At 51.0% G+C, this 15,172-nt stretch carries 14 protein-coding genes; 1 reads left to right on the top strand and 13 read right to left on the bottom strand.

What is annotated here, in order from left to right; translation table 11 throughout:
• Positions 1–294 precede the first annotated feature (294 nt).
• From ACTJKB_RS25950 to ACTJKB_RS25925, 6 genes are all read right to left on the bottom strand, one after another.
• Complete coding sequence (locus tag ACTJKB_RS25950) at positions 295–2,094, bottom strand: ABC transporter ATP-binding protein (RefSeq protein WP_440837226.1); 1,800 nt, start codon at positions 2,092–2,094, stop codon at positions 295–297.
• A 13-nt stretch (positions 2,095–2,107) separates the two neighbouring features.
• Entirely contained in the window at positions 2,108–2,566 is a 459-nt protein-coding gene (locus tag ACTJKB_RS25945) for a lasso peptide biosynthesis B2 protein (protein ID WP_440837225.1), read from the bottom strand.
• Positions 2,563–2,868, bottom strand: a complete 306-nt coding sequence (locus ACTJKB_RS25940) for a lasso peptide biosynthesis PqqD family chaperone (RefSeq protein ID WP_440837224.1) — start codon at positions 2,866–2,868, stop codon at positions 2,563–2,565. Before ACTJKB_RS25940 ends, ACTJKB_RS25945 begins: the two co-directional genes overlap by 4 nt.
• Entirely contained in the window at positions 2,865–3,806 is a 942-nt protein-coding gene (locus tag ACTJKB_RS25935; protein ID WP_440837223.1) for an aldolase, read from the bottom strand. Before ACTJKB_RS25935 ends, ACTJKB_RS25940 begins: the two co-directional genes overlap by 4 nt.
• Before the next feature lie 114 nt (positions 3,807–3,920).
• Positions 3,921–4,046, bottom strand: coding sequence for a paeninodin family lasso peptide (locus ACTJKB_RS25930; protein ID WP_020426161.1), 126 nt, complete (start codon positions 4,044–4,046; stop codon positions 3,921–3,923).
• Between the two features lie 29 nt (positions 4,047–4,075).
• Complete coding sequence (locus ACTJKB_RS25925; RefSeq protein WP_440837222.1) at positions 4,076–6,007, bottom strand: asparagine synthase-related protein; 1,932 nt, start codon at positions 6,005–6,007, stop codon at positions 4,076–4,078.
• Between the two features lie 284 nt (positions 6,008–6,291).
• On the opposite strand from ACTJKB_RS25925, the gene ACTJKB_RS25920 reads away from it, so the two are divergent.
• Positions 6,292–6,879 (top strand): GNAT family N-acetyltransferase, encoded by a 588-nt coding sequence (locus ACTJKB_RS25920; protein WP_440837221.1) that lies wholly within the window; start codon positions 6,292–6,294, stop codon positions 6,877–6,879.
• A gap of 53 nt (positions 6,880–6,932) precedes the next feature.
• Here the strand turns inward: ACTJKB_RS25920 and ACTJKB_RS25915 are convergent, their stop codons facing one another.
• The 7 genes from ACTJKB_RS25915 to ACTJKB_RS25885 form a co-directional block, all read right to left on the bottom strand.
• Positions 6,933–7,586 carry a M48 family metallopeptidase gene (locus tag ACTJKB_RS25915; protein ID WP_440837220.1) on the bottom strand — a complete coding sequence of 218 codons (654 nt, stop codon included), beginning with the start codon at positions 7,584–7,586 and terminating at the stop codon, positions 6,933–6,935.
• A gap of 163 nt (positions 7,587–7,749) precedes the next feature.
• A complete protein-coding gene (locus tag ACTJKB_RS25910; RefSeq protein WP_440837219.1) occupies positions 7,750–8,772 on the bottom strand; it encodes an ABC transporter ATP-binding protein in 1,023 nt (340 codons plus the stop codon).
• On the bottom strand, positions 8,769–9,785 hold the full coding sequence (locus tag ACTJKB_RS25905; protein WP_440837218.1) for an ABC transporter ATP-binding protein: 1,017 nt from the start codon (positions 9,783–9,785) through the stop codon (positions 8,769–8,771). Before ACTJKB_RS25905 ends, ACTJKB_RS25910 begins: the two co-directional genes overlap by 4 nt.
• Positions 9,752–10,732: an ABC transporter permease gene (locus tag ACTJKB_RS25900; RefSeq protein WP_440837217.1), complete on the bottom strand. Its 981-nt coding sequence runs from the start codon at positions 10,730–10,732 to the stop codon at positions 9,752–9,754. Before ACTJKB_RS25900 ends, ACTJKB_RS25905 begins: the two co-directional genes overlap by 34 nt.
• Positions 10,729–11,700, bottom strand: coding sequence for an ABC transporter permease (locus tag ACTJKB_RS25895; protein ID WP_440837216.1), 972 nt, complete (start codon positions 11,698–11,700; stop codon positions 10,729–10,731). The genes ACTJKB_RS25900 and ACTJKB_RS25895 overlap by 4 nt, the downstream gene beginning before the upstream one ends.
• A gap of 116 nt (positions 11,701–11,816) precedes the next feature.
• Complete coding sequence (locus ACTJKB_RS25890) at positions 11,817–13,556, bottom strand: peptide-binding protein (protein ID WP_440837215.1); 1,740 nt, start codon at positions 13,554–13,556, stop codon at positions 11,817–11,819.
• A 560-nt stretch (positions 13,557–14,116) separates the two neighbouring features.
• Complete coding sequence (locus tag ACTJKB_RS25885) at positions 14,117–15,163, bottom strand: phosphotransferase (protein WP_440837214.1); 1,047 nt, start codon at positions 15,161–15,163, stop codon at positions 14,117–14,119.
• Positions 15,164–15,172: the final 9 nt, after the last annotated feature.

The raw sequence follows: 15,172 nt of genomic DNA, 5'->3' as shown, positions 1-15,172 counted from the left end.
TTCTATTGCAGAACGTAGAGCAGACTTCAGCTGTCAGCACGCCAAAAAAGGATTCTGCTGCACTTCGTGCAGTAGAATCCTTTAATTTTGCCCTAGAGAAGCAATTTGCCCATAATTAATTGTACAAAGTGCAATAGAATGATATCTCCTCACCTCTGGAGCGGAATCTATTGTACAAAATGCAGTCAAGACTGGCTGCTCAGGGCGCTTCGATCCGCTCTATATCCCTTTCAGCACTCATAGCACCAGACAAATTTCTTACTCTATCTCTCTCCATCGCCCACCTAACCCCTCCTACATTGCCTCTTCCTGACTGCTGAGCAGACGGCTGAACATGCCGCCTTTTTCTGAGGCCAGGCCGCTGAATACTCCCTGCTGGATGACACGGCCCTGGTCGATAACCAGAATCTGATCCGCTCCACGGATCGTCGAGAGCCGGTGCGCAATGACGATGACTGTGACGGTTGCCTTCAAACGCTCCAGCGCCTCCTGAATCCGCTTCTCGTTCTCGGTATCCAGTGCACTCGTCGCTTCATCCAGCACCAGGATGGACGGCTTGCGGATGATCGCCCGTGCCAGCACGAGTCGTTGCCGCTCTCCGCCTGAAAGACGTACGCCGCGGTCACCAAGCAGTGTATCCAATCCCTGAGGCAGCTTGCGGACAAAATCGGCTGACGAGGCGAATTCCAGCGCCTCCCATAGCTCATCCTCACTTGCATCCGGCTTGATCATCGTCAGATTGTCACGGATCGTGGCGTTATACAGAAAAGGGTCCTGCGCTACATAGCCTATAGAACGCCGGTAAGGCAGAAGCCTCTCTCCAGTGACCGGCTGTCCGTCTGCCAGAATCTCCCCCGATTCCGGCTGCATCAGTCCCATGAGCAGGTCGACCAGCGTGCTTTTCCCCGCACCCGAACGTCCTACAATGGCAGTCATACGGTTAGCCGGGACCATCACGTTCACTCCGCGCAGCGAGTACTCCTGCTCTTGCGGGTTGTAGCGGAAATCCACATTGCGCGCCTCCAGACTATGCTTAAGCATCATAGGAGCAACGACAGCTTTGGATTCACCCTTCGCGCCATGCTCCGCAGCCTGCAGACATTCTTCCTGCAGCAGCTGCAATTGCTTGAAGGAAGGCAGCACGGAAGCAAGCTGCTCCAGCAAGGTCTGAAGCGCTGAGAAGGTCGGCCACAGCCGGGCGAACACCAGAATCACCAGAAGCAGATAAGGTCCCTCCACATGCAGAAAGCGGAACGACACGAAGATGAACAGCGCGATCAGCAGCGTAGAAGACATTTTGTACAGCAGCTGGGAATTCGTGCGCAGCCGCGTATAATCCAGCTGCTCCTGTTTGACCTCACCGGTGAATTCATGCATCCAGCCCAGCCGGGAATCCTCCAGATTGTTGCTTTTGATATCCTTGATGCCGTTCAATTGATCCGTAATCCCGGCCAGATACTGCTTGCCCAGCTCGGAGCTTCGGCTGCCCAGCCTCTTCGCCTTGCGGATAAACCGGCGGGAGAACAAGGATAGCAGAACCGCGCAGACCAGTACGGCAACAGTCATTTGGGGAGACAGCCAGAACGCGAAGCCAATCTGCACCAGCGTGAACAGCAGCGAAGTCAGGAACTGCAGGAAAGCGCTGATCCCCGCAAGCACCCTCGCGAGCTCGGTCGTCATTACATTGATCAGGTCGGAGGTGCGTTTTTTCAGAAAAAAAGACCACTCGGCCCGCAGCAGTGCACTGTACACCTCATATCGCAGCTGCCGGCTGTAGCTCTGCTGTATATCGACGTTCCGTATAGCTACAAAACGGGTGATCAGATTCTGGGAGAGTACAATGAATACATACCCACCAAGCACCAGTGCAAGCGCTTCGGTCTGAGGCAGGTCTGATATGAAATCGAGCATAGGCAGGTCGAGGCCTGCCGTTTTTCCGCCAAGCTGAATGCCGGCCATGCCCAGCATGGGCACCAGCAGCAGAACGGCAGAGCTCTCCAGCAGGCCGCTGATCCCCATACCGAGCAGATTTAGATACAGTTTGACTCCCGACAAGCGCTGAAGCTGCCGGATGTAGTACATTATCGCTTGCATGGACCCACCTCGATCACTCAGCATGTAGTACTTTAGCGAATTTCTTCACCACCACGAAACCCTTCATCACATCATCGCCGGAGACATAATAAGACCCGCTGCGCAGCCAGGCATGGGCAATCATCTGGCCCTGCTTGTCCTTGGCAACTCCCATGTACAGTGTGCTCTCGATCCCGCGTTTTTCGAGCATTTGGAGTCCGGCTACCGCCCGGACCATACAAGTGCTTTTCCAGGGCGTATAGCGGCTCATGATACGGATCGCTTTGGTGATGTGCCGAATATGGACGATATCGCTCTCTTTGGATACTACAGGGGTTTCCAGAGACTGTATGCCCAGCTGGGAAGCTGTTTTGGCAAAAGGAAACAACAGCTGGATCCGAACGAGAAAAAGCCTCCAAAGCGCCTCGGGAAGGAGCGCCAAGGCGGCTTTGTCCACCGTCAGCAGTAAGCGAATGCGCCGCAAGGTAATCATGGCTGGCTTACAATAGCCGCAAGATCCTCATTCAGCAGGCTCTGCAAAAAAGCAAACACATCCTGACGGGCAATCTCTTCCGGAACCTCAAAGCTCTCCTGAATGATCGCTACCACCCGGCCTGCGGTTACAGGCGACGCCAGCGCGGTCCAGATTTCCCCGCCAACCTCACCCAGGTTGTAGTACTTGCCATTCTTTACATTCAGCATGACCTTCTCGCCGTCCATATCGCTGGCAATATTCCCCTCGCGCTGTACCAGCACGGATTCGAGCGATAGTACCTCTGTAGTATTCATATTCATGGATTCATCTCCTTCATTTGATGCTGCTGCAACGCTTCTAGAATAAGTGCGGTTTGCTGCGGAGCACTGAAGCCCTGCTCCGGCCGGGTCAGCCGGTACATCGGCAGCCGTCCCACGAAGGAAGCCAGCATTCCAAAATGCCATTCACGGATACCGATCCGGTCGACAATTGCTCTTTGATAGGTATGATTGTACAAAGTGTGAAACCGCTCCATACCGTTAATCGTCTGCAGGCTGACCGGAGCCTCCGGGGCGGCAGATAATTCAAACAGGCCTGCAAGTTGCAAAGGCTCACCGTGAAAGCGGTCATGCACTGGTACGGCAAACTTGGTTTCTCTCTCAAACAGCGGACGGTAGAGGGACGAATTCATTCCCAAATAGTCCAGGCTCTGCTGCCACAGCTTCTGCTGCGGATAACCTGGAACGGCTAATGGATAACCATTATGCACCATAACGGGAATAACGTCGTCACTGATCAGCGGACTCCCCTGATCCATCAAATACGAGGCCAGCGTTGATTTGCCTGCCCCTGAACGCCCAACCAGTGCGTATGCCTTGCCATCTATAACAAGCGCGCTTCCATGAAGCGGAAGAATCTGTTTCTGCATCAGCAGAATCCCCATGCAGCTGCCAAGGATGAAGAGACGGATACAATCCGGATCTGCTCCGGAAGCAGGTGATACTGTAATCGTATTGCCGTCCTGAATGGCAAAGATGGCTGTATCCTTCGCCTCGAACATGACCTCATGCCCGGATACCCCAAGGCTCCGCGTGATCTTCGGCATAGCTTCCCAGCGGTCTTTCAGATCTCCCTCAATGACCGATATGCTGCCTATAAGTCCCGGCTCACCGGTAACAGGAAGCTCCGGCAAAGGAAAATCGCTGTGGATTTGCAGACCAAACGCTTTGTAAACCAAACCTTGAACGGTACTCGCCATACGATCCACTCCATATCTTCGGGTTTGCCCGGTTTCGGGATATTGCTGTAAAATATAGCCCTTGTCCCCCTCAGCAAGCAAAGGGAGACTAGGGCCAAGCGAACCAAAACCATCCTAGGAGTAGTGTTGTACTTCATCCGGATCATCTTGGAAGGCATCGACGATGGCGACACCAGGTCCAGCCATAGTCATTTTCACATCGAGTACTTCCAAAGCAGGCTTGCTGTATTCCTTTTTCATAATTTCACCCCCTTTCAAGCATTGCATCATCAGGACAAACGCTTCAGAAAACGGTAAAACACAAGTCCACGTGTCAGAAGGCGAAAATCCGAGTTGAAAATCATACTTGGTGCGGGCTCACTACCCAGCCGATTCAAACATTCGGCGAGCCCGGTATTATTGAGGTAAGCGGAGGTACGGGGGTCCTTGATCATCTCCCTAAGTTCCTGAAGAAAGGCTTCCCATTTCGGGAGCATACGGTAAATCCCGTCCGCCCCCTGAACGCCGCGCCGCTTCCGGTTCAGACGCACCTCATCAGGCAGCAATCCCTTCATCGCTCTGCGGATCAGTGAACGGTCCACCCCATTTTGTACATACTGGCTTTCCGGCACGGACAGGCAAAAGCGGATAACACGCAGATCATTCGTGGGATCGCGATCCCACACCCGGTATTTCAGCGACAGCTTCGTCGCTACCGTACCATTCACATTCCAGACATGCGGCTGTTCAAAATGCTTGCGCCGGATATCATAGATGGTCTGGGAAGATCCGCTATTTATCCCCAGAACCCTAAGCCGTTCCTCCACTTCCGTACGCCTCGCGAAATCGGGGTGAATCAGATCAGGAGGGGCTTCGTGCTGCTTAGCCGGCAGCAGCTGGGTCAGGGCCGGGAAGGCTTTTTTGCCGACAATTTGAAATACCTTCTTGCGGTTTGCACCCATCGACTCATTGTACTTCCGGTTTTCCCGGTAAAAGGAGATCCAGCGGAATTCACGAATCAGCTTGGCCTGATAATCCAGTGCAGGTCCCCAGGATATGCTCCAGTTACCTCTCTGTCCACTGAGCAGCACGCCAATGTTCTTCATTTGCGCCTGTTCAAAGATCCCTTTTAGCCAGTAGGAATTTTCGATAAATTTATAGGGCATCTCCATAATATCCAGCCACTCATCAATGTCATTGTAAGGACTCAGATGAGGAAAATTCAAAAAGTTGGGCTGAATATTCCCCACATGATCGATGGTTTCCTGAATATAGGGACGCTCGTCGGCGACACGTTTGCCGATGTTGAAGTCGACAAAATTATCCACCGGATAGGAACTGAAGGTATGTAGCGGCTGGCCCTGGCGGCGAAGCTCTGCAGCAGCAAAGCTGACTACCGAGCCGGAATCAAGCCCCCCGCTCAGGTTAGCTCCAACTGCGCGGTGTGTCCGAAGCCTGTCCCGGACCGCTTGCCCAAACACCTCACGAAAGGCTTCCTCATACTCCTGGTCTGACCGCAGCCGCAGCTCGGGTGGAGCCTGCAGAGTACAGTAGCGGGAGAACGAGATGTTTCCGCCGCTTACGGAAATAGAATGGGACGGCGGCAGTTGTTCGATGGATTGATAGACTGTGGAATATAGGTCCGAAACATCCGTCCGTGTATGGATCGCCAGGAACTCGGAGGCCCATCCCTCATTCAAGGTCCGGTCCGCCCCCGGCATCGACAGGAGTGGATGAATGACGGTACAGAAAGATAACAGCCCCCTGGACCGAAGGAAGTACAATGTCCGGTTCCCGGAGAAATCTCTGGCTCCGAACAGCGCCCGCTTCCGTTCATCCCATATCATAAAGGCAAAGTCACCGACCAGATAAACCGGTGCCTGATCGCCCCATTTCTCATAGGCGAGCAGAATAAGCAGACTGTCCGGTATGGAGACTCTATCCCCCCGCGGCACCTGAAGCCGCTCGAACAACTCTTCCCGGTTATCAATAATTGCGTCAGCCGTAATAGCCAGTTTCCGCTCAGCATCATAAAAGGGAAGCGTCTCTCTGAGCGATTGTGGCGTGACCCACTGGGACAGGCAGCCCAGGAAAATGTCTTTGCTCTGCCACGTCATGAACTCATCAGCGGGATAGCGGTTAAGCTGTTGCATTAGCGCTGGCCCCAGTTCCGGGTCCAGAGGTTCATGCTGCAATGGATAGATTCCGGCGATCGCGCTCATGGTAAGGCCCCCACCTGTTTCAAAAGCCTCCCCGTGCTTCTAAAAAGCACCGATTGGAGCTTTTTTACTGGTTCTTAATTAAGAACATTTCTTTATATATAAGATAACCCCCATCCCATTCATTGTGAATAACACCAGCGGGTACTTTTAGGTATCCTTTAGCGTATTGACAACTTTAGACATGCATGTTATAGGCATAGGCAAAAAGACTGTAATTAATCCGATTGAAAACCGGATAAACCATATGTTATGTTAATCAGTAACATTTTCTGGGAGCTGAGACCATGGGACCTGCTAGTATAAATCCGATTTTAATGAATATCCCCGAGAGCTTCGAAAGCAACCGCCTAATGATCCGTGCAGCGCGGTGGGGAGACGGAGCCGCTGTCAACGAGGCGGTTCACGAAAGTCTTGCAGAATTGCGTCAATGGATGCCTTGGGCACAAGCTCCACCGACTATTCAAGAAACCGAGGCCAGCATCCGGCGGTCGCATCTGCAATTCATGGAGCGTAAAGACCTCAGAATGCTTCTATATCATAAGGAATCCGGTCAACTCGTGGGAAGCAGCGGGCTGCACCGGATAGACTGGCAGACGCGCAAATTCGAGATCGGGTATTGGGTGAGGACATCTTGCAGCAGGCAAGGGTATATCAGCGAGGCCGTAGATGCCATTACAGAGTATGCGATTAGAGAGCTGGGCGCTAACCGGATCGAAATCCGGTGTGACTCGCGCAATACTCAGAGTGCACGGGTGGCCGGGCGCCTGGGCTTCACCCTGGAAGGCATCATACGGAATGACAAATGTGATGTGGAGGGAGCGTTAATAGATACTATGCTCTTCTCGAAGGTTCGTGGAATGGAGTACTCGTAAGGAGGTGTTACGCTGCAGGAGCTTGAATTCAAGCACCCGATTACATTTATCAGCTAAAGTGTCATAAACTGCCCCTGCCGCGCCAGAAAAGCTTCCTTCTCTTTATAATCCGGCATTATACTTCCAAGACGGCGCCAAAAGGAGCGGTCATGGTTCATATGCAGCAGATGGCACAGCTCATGGATAATAACATAATCGATCACCTCGGGCGGTGCCATAGCAAGCCGGTAATTGAAGGTCAGCTTTTTATCCGCGCTGCAGCTTCCCCATTTGGTTCGGGACTCTACGATTTCAATGGATTTGGGCTTCACCTTCAGTACCGTCTGATAACGGGTGATCCGCTCGGCAACGATTTTTTTCAGACTGGAAAAATAGAACTTCTTCAGCTCGAGCTTCAGCTTCTCCGCATCCCGCTCACCGGTCTCAATCAATTCATGCAGCAGAACTTCCTTCCCGAGGTACAGGAACCGCCCTTCCTCCTGATACTCCTTGGGAGCCGGAAGCTGCCGGGCCGCCGCATTCCTCTGCAGACTCTCCAGAATCCATTCTTCATGCCGCTGTACAGTACTTCGAATCATCTCTTCGCTTGTGCCGGTAGGCGCCTTAACAATAATAAGCCCCACCATATCAATCTGCAGGGAAATTTTCTTCCGTTTGCCGTACTGAATATGAAGCTGCAAGGACTGTTCTCCAAGTTGAATCTGCATAGCCACCATCGTTTCTGTATGATTTCATTTCTCTTAAGCTTAGCATGAATTCACTCTACATATGAAGCATATCAAAGTGGGGATGTTTCCGCAGCCGGATGACGGCTTCAGGAACATCCCCTCTTTTCATGCCATATTTATGATTTCATAGGCATCCGCGGTATCACGAAGTGACTAGCGGAAAGTGACAGGCCACCATCCGGCCGGGAAGCAATTCCTCAAGCTGCGGCTCCTGCTGGCGGCATTTCTCCTGCGCCATCGGACAACGGGTGTGAAACCGGCAGCCTGAAGGTGGATTTGCCGGTGAAGGAACATCACCCTGCAGTACAATCCGGTCTTGCTTCCGTCTTGGCGTCGGCTTGGGAATAGCCGAGAGCAGCGCTGCCGTATATGGATGCAGCGGAGCGGCGAATAAAGCCTCGGTCTCTGCGACTTCGACCATTTTACCCAAATACATGACGCCTACACGATCCGAGATGTGACGGACGACATTTAGGCCATGCGCAATGAACAAAAAGGTCAATCCAAGCTCCTTCTGCAGCTTCATCAGCAGGTTAATCACCTGGGATTGCACCGAAACGTCGAGTGCCGATACCGCTTCGTCGGCTACAATAAACTGCGGATTCAGCGCAATCGCACGTGCGATCCCGATCCGCTGGCGCTGTCCGCCCGAGAATTCATGCGGGTAACGGTTTCTCCGCGATGCATCGAGGCCCACCAGCTCCATCAGCTCTACGACTCTGGCATCGATTTCCTTGGCCGACATGCTCCGGTGAATACGCAGCGGCTCTCCGATAATATCCTTGACCAGAAACCGCGGATTCAAAGACCCGAAAGGGTCCTGAAAAATAATCTGCATCTTCTCCCGCAGCTTCCGCATATCCTGATGGCTCAAAGAGTGGATATCCTGGCCACCAAACAGGACCTCTCCCCCAGTGGCGCTTTGCAGTCTAAGTAATACCCGTCCAAAGGTGGACTTGCCGCATCCGGATTCACCAACGAGTCCAAAGGTTTCCCCTTTGCGGATAGACAAGGAAACACCGTCTACCGCCTTCACCTGCCCAACGGTCCGGTTAAGAAGGCCTTTAGTAATCGGGAAATATTTTTTGATGTTCCTTACATCCACCAGAACTTCAGAGGTGGAGTTTGTGTCAGTCATCGGTTGGAATGCCGTCTCATTCGTCATGCCTGTCTCACCTCATCTTTGTTGTCAGCTTGAACCGGCTTATCCTGAAACAGCCAGCAGGCCGTACGGTGATCATCCGTGATCATGAAATCAGGTGGTTCCTTCTTACTGCAGATCTCCATCGCATGCGGACAGCGCGGATGAAAGCGGCAGCCTGCCGGAAGCTGGCCAATGGGCGGAATCGTTCCTTTTATCGTATATAGCTCTCCCCCGCGTCCTCCCTCAAAGCCTGGAATGGATTGCAGCAGACCAATCGTATACGGATGGCTGGGATGATCAAAGATTTCTTCTACCGTGCCCTCTTCTACAATCGCTCCCGCATACATAACAGCAATACGGTCCGCAATTTCAGCCGCAACACCCATGTCATGGGTAATCAGCAGAATGGACATGCCAAGCTCCGCCTGAAGCTTGCGCAGCAAATCCAGAATCTGAGCCTGAACGGTAACATCGAGGGCCGTTGTCGGCTCATCGGCGATCAGCAGCTCGGGATTACAAGCGAGGGCAATAGCGATAACCACCCGCTGGCTCATCCCGCCGGACAGCTCATGCGGATACTGTTTCGCCCGGATTTCCGGTGCCGGAATGCCAACCAGCTTCAGCAGGTCGACAGCCATCTCCGCAGCTTCTTTGGCATTTTTATTCTGATGAAGCTGAAGACTTTCGGCAATCTGATCACCTATCGTGAACACCGGATTTAGTGTGGACATCGGATCCTGAAAGATCATAGCGATCTTGTTGCCACGGATTTCCCGCATCTCCTCCTGCGTCTTGGCAGCGAGATCCTTGCCGTGAAAATTAATATTGCCTTCAAGTATCATCCCGCCTGCATAATCGATAAGCCGCATAATTGCGAGCGAAGTGACACTTTTACCGCTGCCGGATTCACCTACCAGACACACCGTTTGACCTTTATCCACTGCAATGGAGATTTGGTCGGTTGCTTTTACCATCCCCTTCTCTGTAATAAAGCCGGTGGTCAGTTTCCGGATTTCGAGTAATTTTTCCGCCATTTGTCCAGCCTCCTCCGGGATTTGGTCACTTGCTGTCTGGGATCTAGTCCATCCCGGATACCATCGCCGATAAAGTTAACCGCCAGCACCACGAGCAGGATACACAACCCTGGATACACGGCCTGCAGCGGATCTATCAGCATGAATTCCTGTGCATTACTGAGCATAAGACCCCAGCTTGTGGCCGGAGATTGAATGCCAAGCCCCAAATAGGACAGTGCAGACTCACTTAGAATCGCCCCGCCGACCATCAGAGTCGCATTCACAATAATCGGGAAGCTCGCATTGCGGAGCAGGTGGCGGAAAATAATCCCCCAGTTTGATACCCCAATCGCTCTGGCAGCCTCAACATACTGCATCTCCCTAAGCTGCAAAAAATTCCCCCGCACCAGACGGGCAATGCTCATCCAGCTGGTTAAGGCCAGAATGAGGATCATATACTTAACCTCTGAACCGAAAATGGCCAGCACCAGAATGTTAAGGAAGAGCGTAGGCACAGAGTTCGTCACGTCAACTATACGCATGAAAATCGTATCCACCCAGCCGCCAAAGTAACCCGAAATTGCGCCGACAATCGAGCCGACGACTACTGAAGCAAAGGCTACTGTAAACCCGATAGTCAGGGAAATTCTCGCACTGTACAATAGTCGGGTGAGAATGTCGCGGCCCAGTTCGTCCGTCCCCAAAAGATGCCCCTCAGCTCCGGGCTTCAGGTTAGGGAACATCATGTCGATGGCATCTGGCTTATATTTGGTTAGAACCGGAGCAAGTATCGCCACAATGATGAAAAAGAGCAGAACGAAGAGCCCGCTCATAGCATATGGGTTGTGTGAGAACTTTTTCCACAGGATGGCCCAAGGACCGGGAGGTCTCTTAAGCTCTACCGCCGGCAGCCCAGGTTCCACTTTCGATGAATTAGTCGGAAGTTGTGATTGTTCTATACTCATGCCGCCTTGCCTCCTTGCTTGCCAAGCTTGACACGAGGGTCTACTATCGCATACAGAATATCCGCCAGCAGATTGCCCAGAACAACCATAACCGCCGTTACGATGGTTATGGCCATAAGTACTGAATATTCACGCTGGGTCGCCATTTGCACGTATAAACGGCCCATACCCGGCCAGTTGAATACACTCTCGGTCAATGCGGCCCCTCCCACCAATAAAGGAAGATCCATTCCCAGAACGGTAATGATCGGAATAAGTGCATTGCGCAGCGCATGGTGGAAGATGACCTTGCGTTCTTTGACACCCTTCGCACGTGCTGTTCTGATATAATCCTGATCCAGGACTTCAAGCATGCTTGCTCTCGAATATTTCATATAAGACACCAGAAAACCAAGGGCCAGAACGGTAACCGGCAGCACAAGGTGCATGAATAAATCACCAATGTCCCCTTCTTTACCCCGCGTGTGCATATCCGATAAGGGGAACCAATCCAGCTTCAGAGAGAACCACTGCTGTAGTAGGATTCCGAACCAGAACGTCGGCATCGCAAAGCCGATATAGGAGATGAAGGATGCGGACTGGTCAGATAATCCGTATACCTTGGTGCTATTGTAGATACCCCAGGGAATCGCAATGATCAGGGACACCAGCCAAGCTGCTCCCATCAGAATGAAGGTGTTGCCGATACGAGGCAACAATAGATCGGATACCGCGAGATGATTTTTAAAGGTATACCCCAGATCGCCCTGCAGCAGGTCGCCGACCCAGCGAAAATACTGAATATAGATAGGTTTATCCAGACCCAGATTATGTGCTTGCTGCTTGAATACTTCCGGTGAAAGTCCCGGAGACAACATCATCTGGGTTGGCCCTCCGGGAGCCGCATGAATAAGAAGGAAGGTAACTATAGTAATCAAAAAGATTACCAGTACCGACTGCAGTACGCGACGGATCAGATATTCTGTCATCAAATGTCCTCCTAGAGATGGTAAGGCTTAGCATCACGGTCCCCTCAAGACAAAAGGAGAAGAGGAAAGAGAATTCTCTTTCCTCCCCCGTAATTCTATTTCCTGTGTCTGTTTGTTTAGTTGGTTACCCACCATTTGAGAGCATGGAAGTACTGTCCATAGCCCAGTGACGGCTCTGGAGCGTCTTCGTCTGCCCAATGAACTCTAGGGCCTGTACCTATGGCTTGGCCATATTGATACAGGAACACGTAAGGCAGGTCGGTAGAGATTTCTTTAGCTACTTCTTTATAAATTTCTTTGCGCTTCGCTTGGTCAACAGTTGAATATCCATCTACCCACAACTTATCCAGCTTCTCATTCTTATACCAGCCGCTGTTCTGTCCAGCAGGCGGGAAGTATTTGGAGGAGAAGACGCTCTCTGAATCCGGGTCAGGAGTGTTCAGGGACCACGCCAACAGCAGGGCCTGGTATTTACCCGGTGTTACATTTTGGTCAATCCAGGCCGCAAAGTCAATAGCCTTCGGCGTTACTTCGATGCCGACTTCCTTCAGGTTCTGCTGGATGACTGCAGCAACCTGCTCACGGCGGCTGTTGCCCGCATTATATTGCAATTCGAAGGAAAAACGGTGTCCGTCTTTGGTTAGAATTTTATCCTTGCCGGCAACCCATCCATCTTCTGCCAACAGTTTCTTTGCTGTTTCCGCATTGTAATCATAATTGACAGCTGCGTCGCCCGGATCAGCCCAAGTATCCGGCAGGAAAGGTGCGTTCATCAGTGCGCCGACACCCTTCAGAATGTTGTCAACCATGCCTTGACGGTTCAGTGCGTGCGCAATGGCCTGTCTGGTCTTCTGTCCATTGAATAGCCCATAATTGTCTTTAAAGTTCTTGGAGTCAAAGTTAAATTGCACATATTCATACTGAGCACCCGGTTTTTGGATGATATGGATCGAGTCGTTAGCTTTGACCGCTTCAACCTGAGTAACCGGAATGGCACTGATATGGTCCGTGTCGCCCTTCAGGAGAGCCTGAACCTCGGTGTTTTGGTCGGCATAAATTTTGTATACCAGTTGGGCAATATGAGGTTTAACCTCGCCCCAGTAGTTTGGATCAGCATCCAGAGTATGGCTGTCGCCCTGTTTCCAGGAGGTCCATTTCCACGGTCCGTTTGTTACGGTTTTGGCCGGGTCTGTACCATATGGATTAGTTTGCATCTCTTTCGCCTTGACATCCTTCAGAACATGGGCCGGTACAACGGCCTGAACCAAAGCGTATAAGAATGGCGCATACACTTGCTTCATTGTGAACTTCACGGTCTTGTCATCGACTTTCTCAACGGTCTTTACTTTGTCGAATTGACTGGTGAGCGGCGATCCGGTTTCCGGATTCTTCGCCATCTCAACCGTAAATACCACATCGTCTGCAGTGACCGGCTGGCCATCGCTCCATTTGATGCCGTCTTTCAGCTTCACAGTATAAGTCAATCCGTCTGCAGAGATTTCCGGCACATCCGCAGCCAGAGACCAAGGTTCTGCCTTTACATTTCCTTCGCGGTCCAAATTGTAAAGTTTGGCAAATACGAATTCTGCTATGTCACCTGAAGAGGTGTCATTAATCATGAGAGGATTAATATTTACGATATCGGAGAATGTGCTAAGTACCATCGTTCCGCCATCAACCGGTCCATCTGCAGCCGGTTCAGAAGCAGCGGGGGCTTCACTTGCGGCAGGAGCAGAGCTCTCTGCTGTAGCACTCGGTGAATTAGTTGCGGTGTTATTTGTACTGCAACCTGTGAATAGAACTCCTACAAGAGATAGAACCAGTAAACCAGACCACCATTTTCTCTTTTTCGCCATTCCATTAACTCCTCCTTTTGTTAGATCCGTGTAACGTAAACCGTCAATGCCACCGGGTTCCAATGTACTCTCTCTGCTAAAGCTTTGTTCAACCTCCCTTGTGTAAATCAAAACATCGTTCTTCAAGGTATGTAACAATACCTTACAAGGAATCTCTTCCCCCTTCAGTCGCCATCCCCGGAATAGACCGAAGGTCAATAAACTGCAGGAACAGCACTTGAGAGAGGTAAGCTTTTCCATATAAATTATGGTTTATATTACATGTTAAATTTTCTTACGTCAATATCTTTTTTATCCGTTTTTTACCTTGTGTTATTTCAATTAAATGTATTAGATCGCCTTACAAATCCATTACATTTCCTATTTAGATTTTTAATTCCATTAATAGTTAAAATACCGCAGGTTTCTATCACGAACTATTAAATTATTAATGTAAACGTTATGTAATGTTTTCATTTATGAATATACATTTTTTCATATATAAAAGAAGCGAACCGCCGATGAGAGGCTCTCCGCCTATCCGCTGTTCGCTTTCTTAAATGATGTAGCCTAATTTAGCTCTATCGTATATTTATACCAAATTTTGCGTCGATGTCCGCCAGCCATTCCAGAACAACAGGAATACTCCCAGCATAGGCCAGAAGTGCACGTAGTGTATGCATGACCTCCTGGGTTCCCAGTGCCTGATCCTGTTCATCTGTATAATCAAGACTTAAGGAGCGCCGAATGCTGTACACCAGCCACTCCAGTTTCCCTTGAAACCCGGCATCCAGCGCATCAGCCCAGTGATTATGAATGGCCCCACCTTGATATAAATAGGCTTCAATTAATGACATGAACGCCTCTTTGACGGGAACCCCCGTGTCCGAAACTGCCCAATACATCGCTACTTCAAGCAGTTCCTGCACCCCGTTGATGGGCCCGGCAGCTTCCCAGTCTATGAGGACAGGCATCATTTGTTCGTCCCACAGCACATTTTTCGGATCCAGATCCCTATGGCTGATTATCTTATGATTCATTAATAGCTCCGTTGCGGCATTCGCACGATTCTCCCAAGTCTGCAGGTTATCCAGGTTTGTTAACAACAGGGAGGACCACCCCAGATCCTGCTCGGCCGCCTGCCGGGCATATCCCTTCCAATCTGCCGCCAAGGCTTGCCGTTTCTCTCCCGGATCATCAGCAAGCAGCCCTGAGAAATCCGTTCCATGTATCTTGGCAAGCGTTCCGCCTATCACTTTGCAGCATTCCAAATCAATCATTCCGGCAGGCAGTGGCTTCCCTTCTACCCAAGGAAACAACAGATAATATTGACCGTTTACCTCATGCAAGAAGCTTCCCTTCGAGATGATTGCCGGCAGAGCGTTGATTCCGTTTCTACGTGTAAGATTGGCGACTTTCTCCGATAGGATGTAGTTATCCATAGCCGTACTGCGCTGCATGATCTGAGGATTCAACGCCTTCACCGCATACTCTGCCTGATCTGTCTTGAGCCGATACATCCGATGCAGGAAACCGCCAAAAATCTGTTCCGGTTCAGTTACGGGTTGACCCAGATGGTAGGCCGAGCATAACATTGCAAAGTCTATTTTATAGCGGATATCTTTCATTTCCACATC

This window comes from Paenibacillus sp. 22594 (assembly GCF_052044425.1).
GTDB lineage: Bacteria > Bacillota > Bacilli > Paenibacillales > Paenibacillaceae > Paenibacillus_AQ.
This window is presented reverse-complemented; position numbering and strand designations above follow the sequence as displayed.

What these genes read in the sequence shown, in the direction of transcription:
- ACTJKB_RS25950 (WP_440837226.1), bottom strand. Translation starts at nt 2,094, where the DNA reads ATGCAAGCGATAATGTACTACATCCGGCAGCTTCAGCGCTTGTCGGGA.
- ACTJKB_RS25905 (WP_440837218.1), bottom strand. Translation starts at nt 9,785, where the DNA reads ATGGCGGAAAAATTACTCGAAATCCGGAAACTGACCACCGGCTTTATT.
- ACTJKB_RS25925 (WP_440837222.1), bottom strand. Translation starts at nt 6,007, where the DNA reads ATGAGCGCGATCGCCGGAATCTATCCATTGCAGCATGAACCTCTGGAC.
- ACTJKB_RS25900 (WP_440837217.1), bottom strand. Translation starts at nt 10,732, where the DNA reads ATGAGTATAGAACAATCACAACTTCCGACTAATTCATCGAAAGTGGAA.
- ACTJKB_RS25935 (WP_440837223.1), bottom strand. Translation starts at nt 3,806, where the DNA reads ATGGCGAGTACCGTTCAAGGTTTGGTTTACAAAGCGTTTGGTCTGCAA.
- ACTJKB_RS25920 (WP_440837221.1), top strand. Translation starts at nt 6,292, where the DNA reads ATGGGACCTGCTAGTATAAATCCGATTTTAATGAATATCCCCGAGAGC.
- ACTJKB_RS25930 (WP_020426161.1), bottom strand. Translation starts at nt 4,046, where the DNA reads ATGAAAAAGGAATACAGCAAGCCTGCTTTGGAAGTACTCGATGTGAAA.
- ACTJKB_RS25910 (WP_440837219.1), bottom strand. Translation starts at nt 8,772, where the DNA reads ATGACGAATGAGACGGCATTCCAACCGATGACTGACACAAACTCCACC.
- ACTJKB_RS25895 (WP_440837216.1), bottom strand. Translation starts at nt 11,700, where the DNA reads ATGACAGAATATCTGATCCGTCGCGTACTGCAGTCGGTACTGGTAATC.
- ACTJKB_RS25890 (WP_440837215.1), bottom strand. Translation starts at nt 13,556, where the DNA reads ATGGCGAAAAAGAGAAAATGGTGGTCTGGTTTACTGGTTCTATCTCTT.
- ACTJKB_RS25940 (WP_440837224.1), bottom strand. Translation starts at nt 2,868, where the DNA reads ATGAATATGAATACTACAGAGGTACTATCGCTCGAATCCGTGCTGGTA.
- ACTJKB_RS25945 (WP_440837225.1), bottom strand. Translation starts at nt 2,566, where the DNA reads ATGATTACCTTGCGGCGCATTCGCTTACTGCTGACGGTGGACAAAGCC.
- ACTJKB_RS25915 (WP_440837220.1), bottom strand. Translation starts at nt 7,586, where the DNA reads ATGCAGATTCAACTTGGAGAACAGTCCTTGCAGCTTCATATTCAGTAC.
- ACTJKB_RS25885 (WP_440837214.1), bottom strand. Translation starts at nt 15,163, where the DNA reads ATGAAAGATATCCGCTATAAAATAGACTTTGCAATGTTATGCTCGGCC.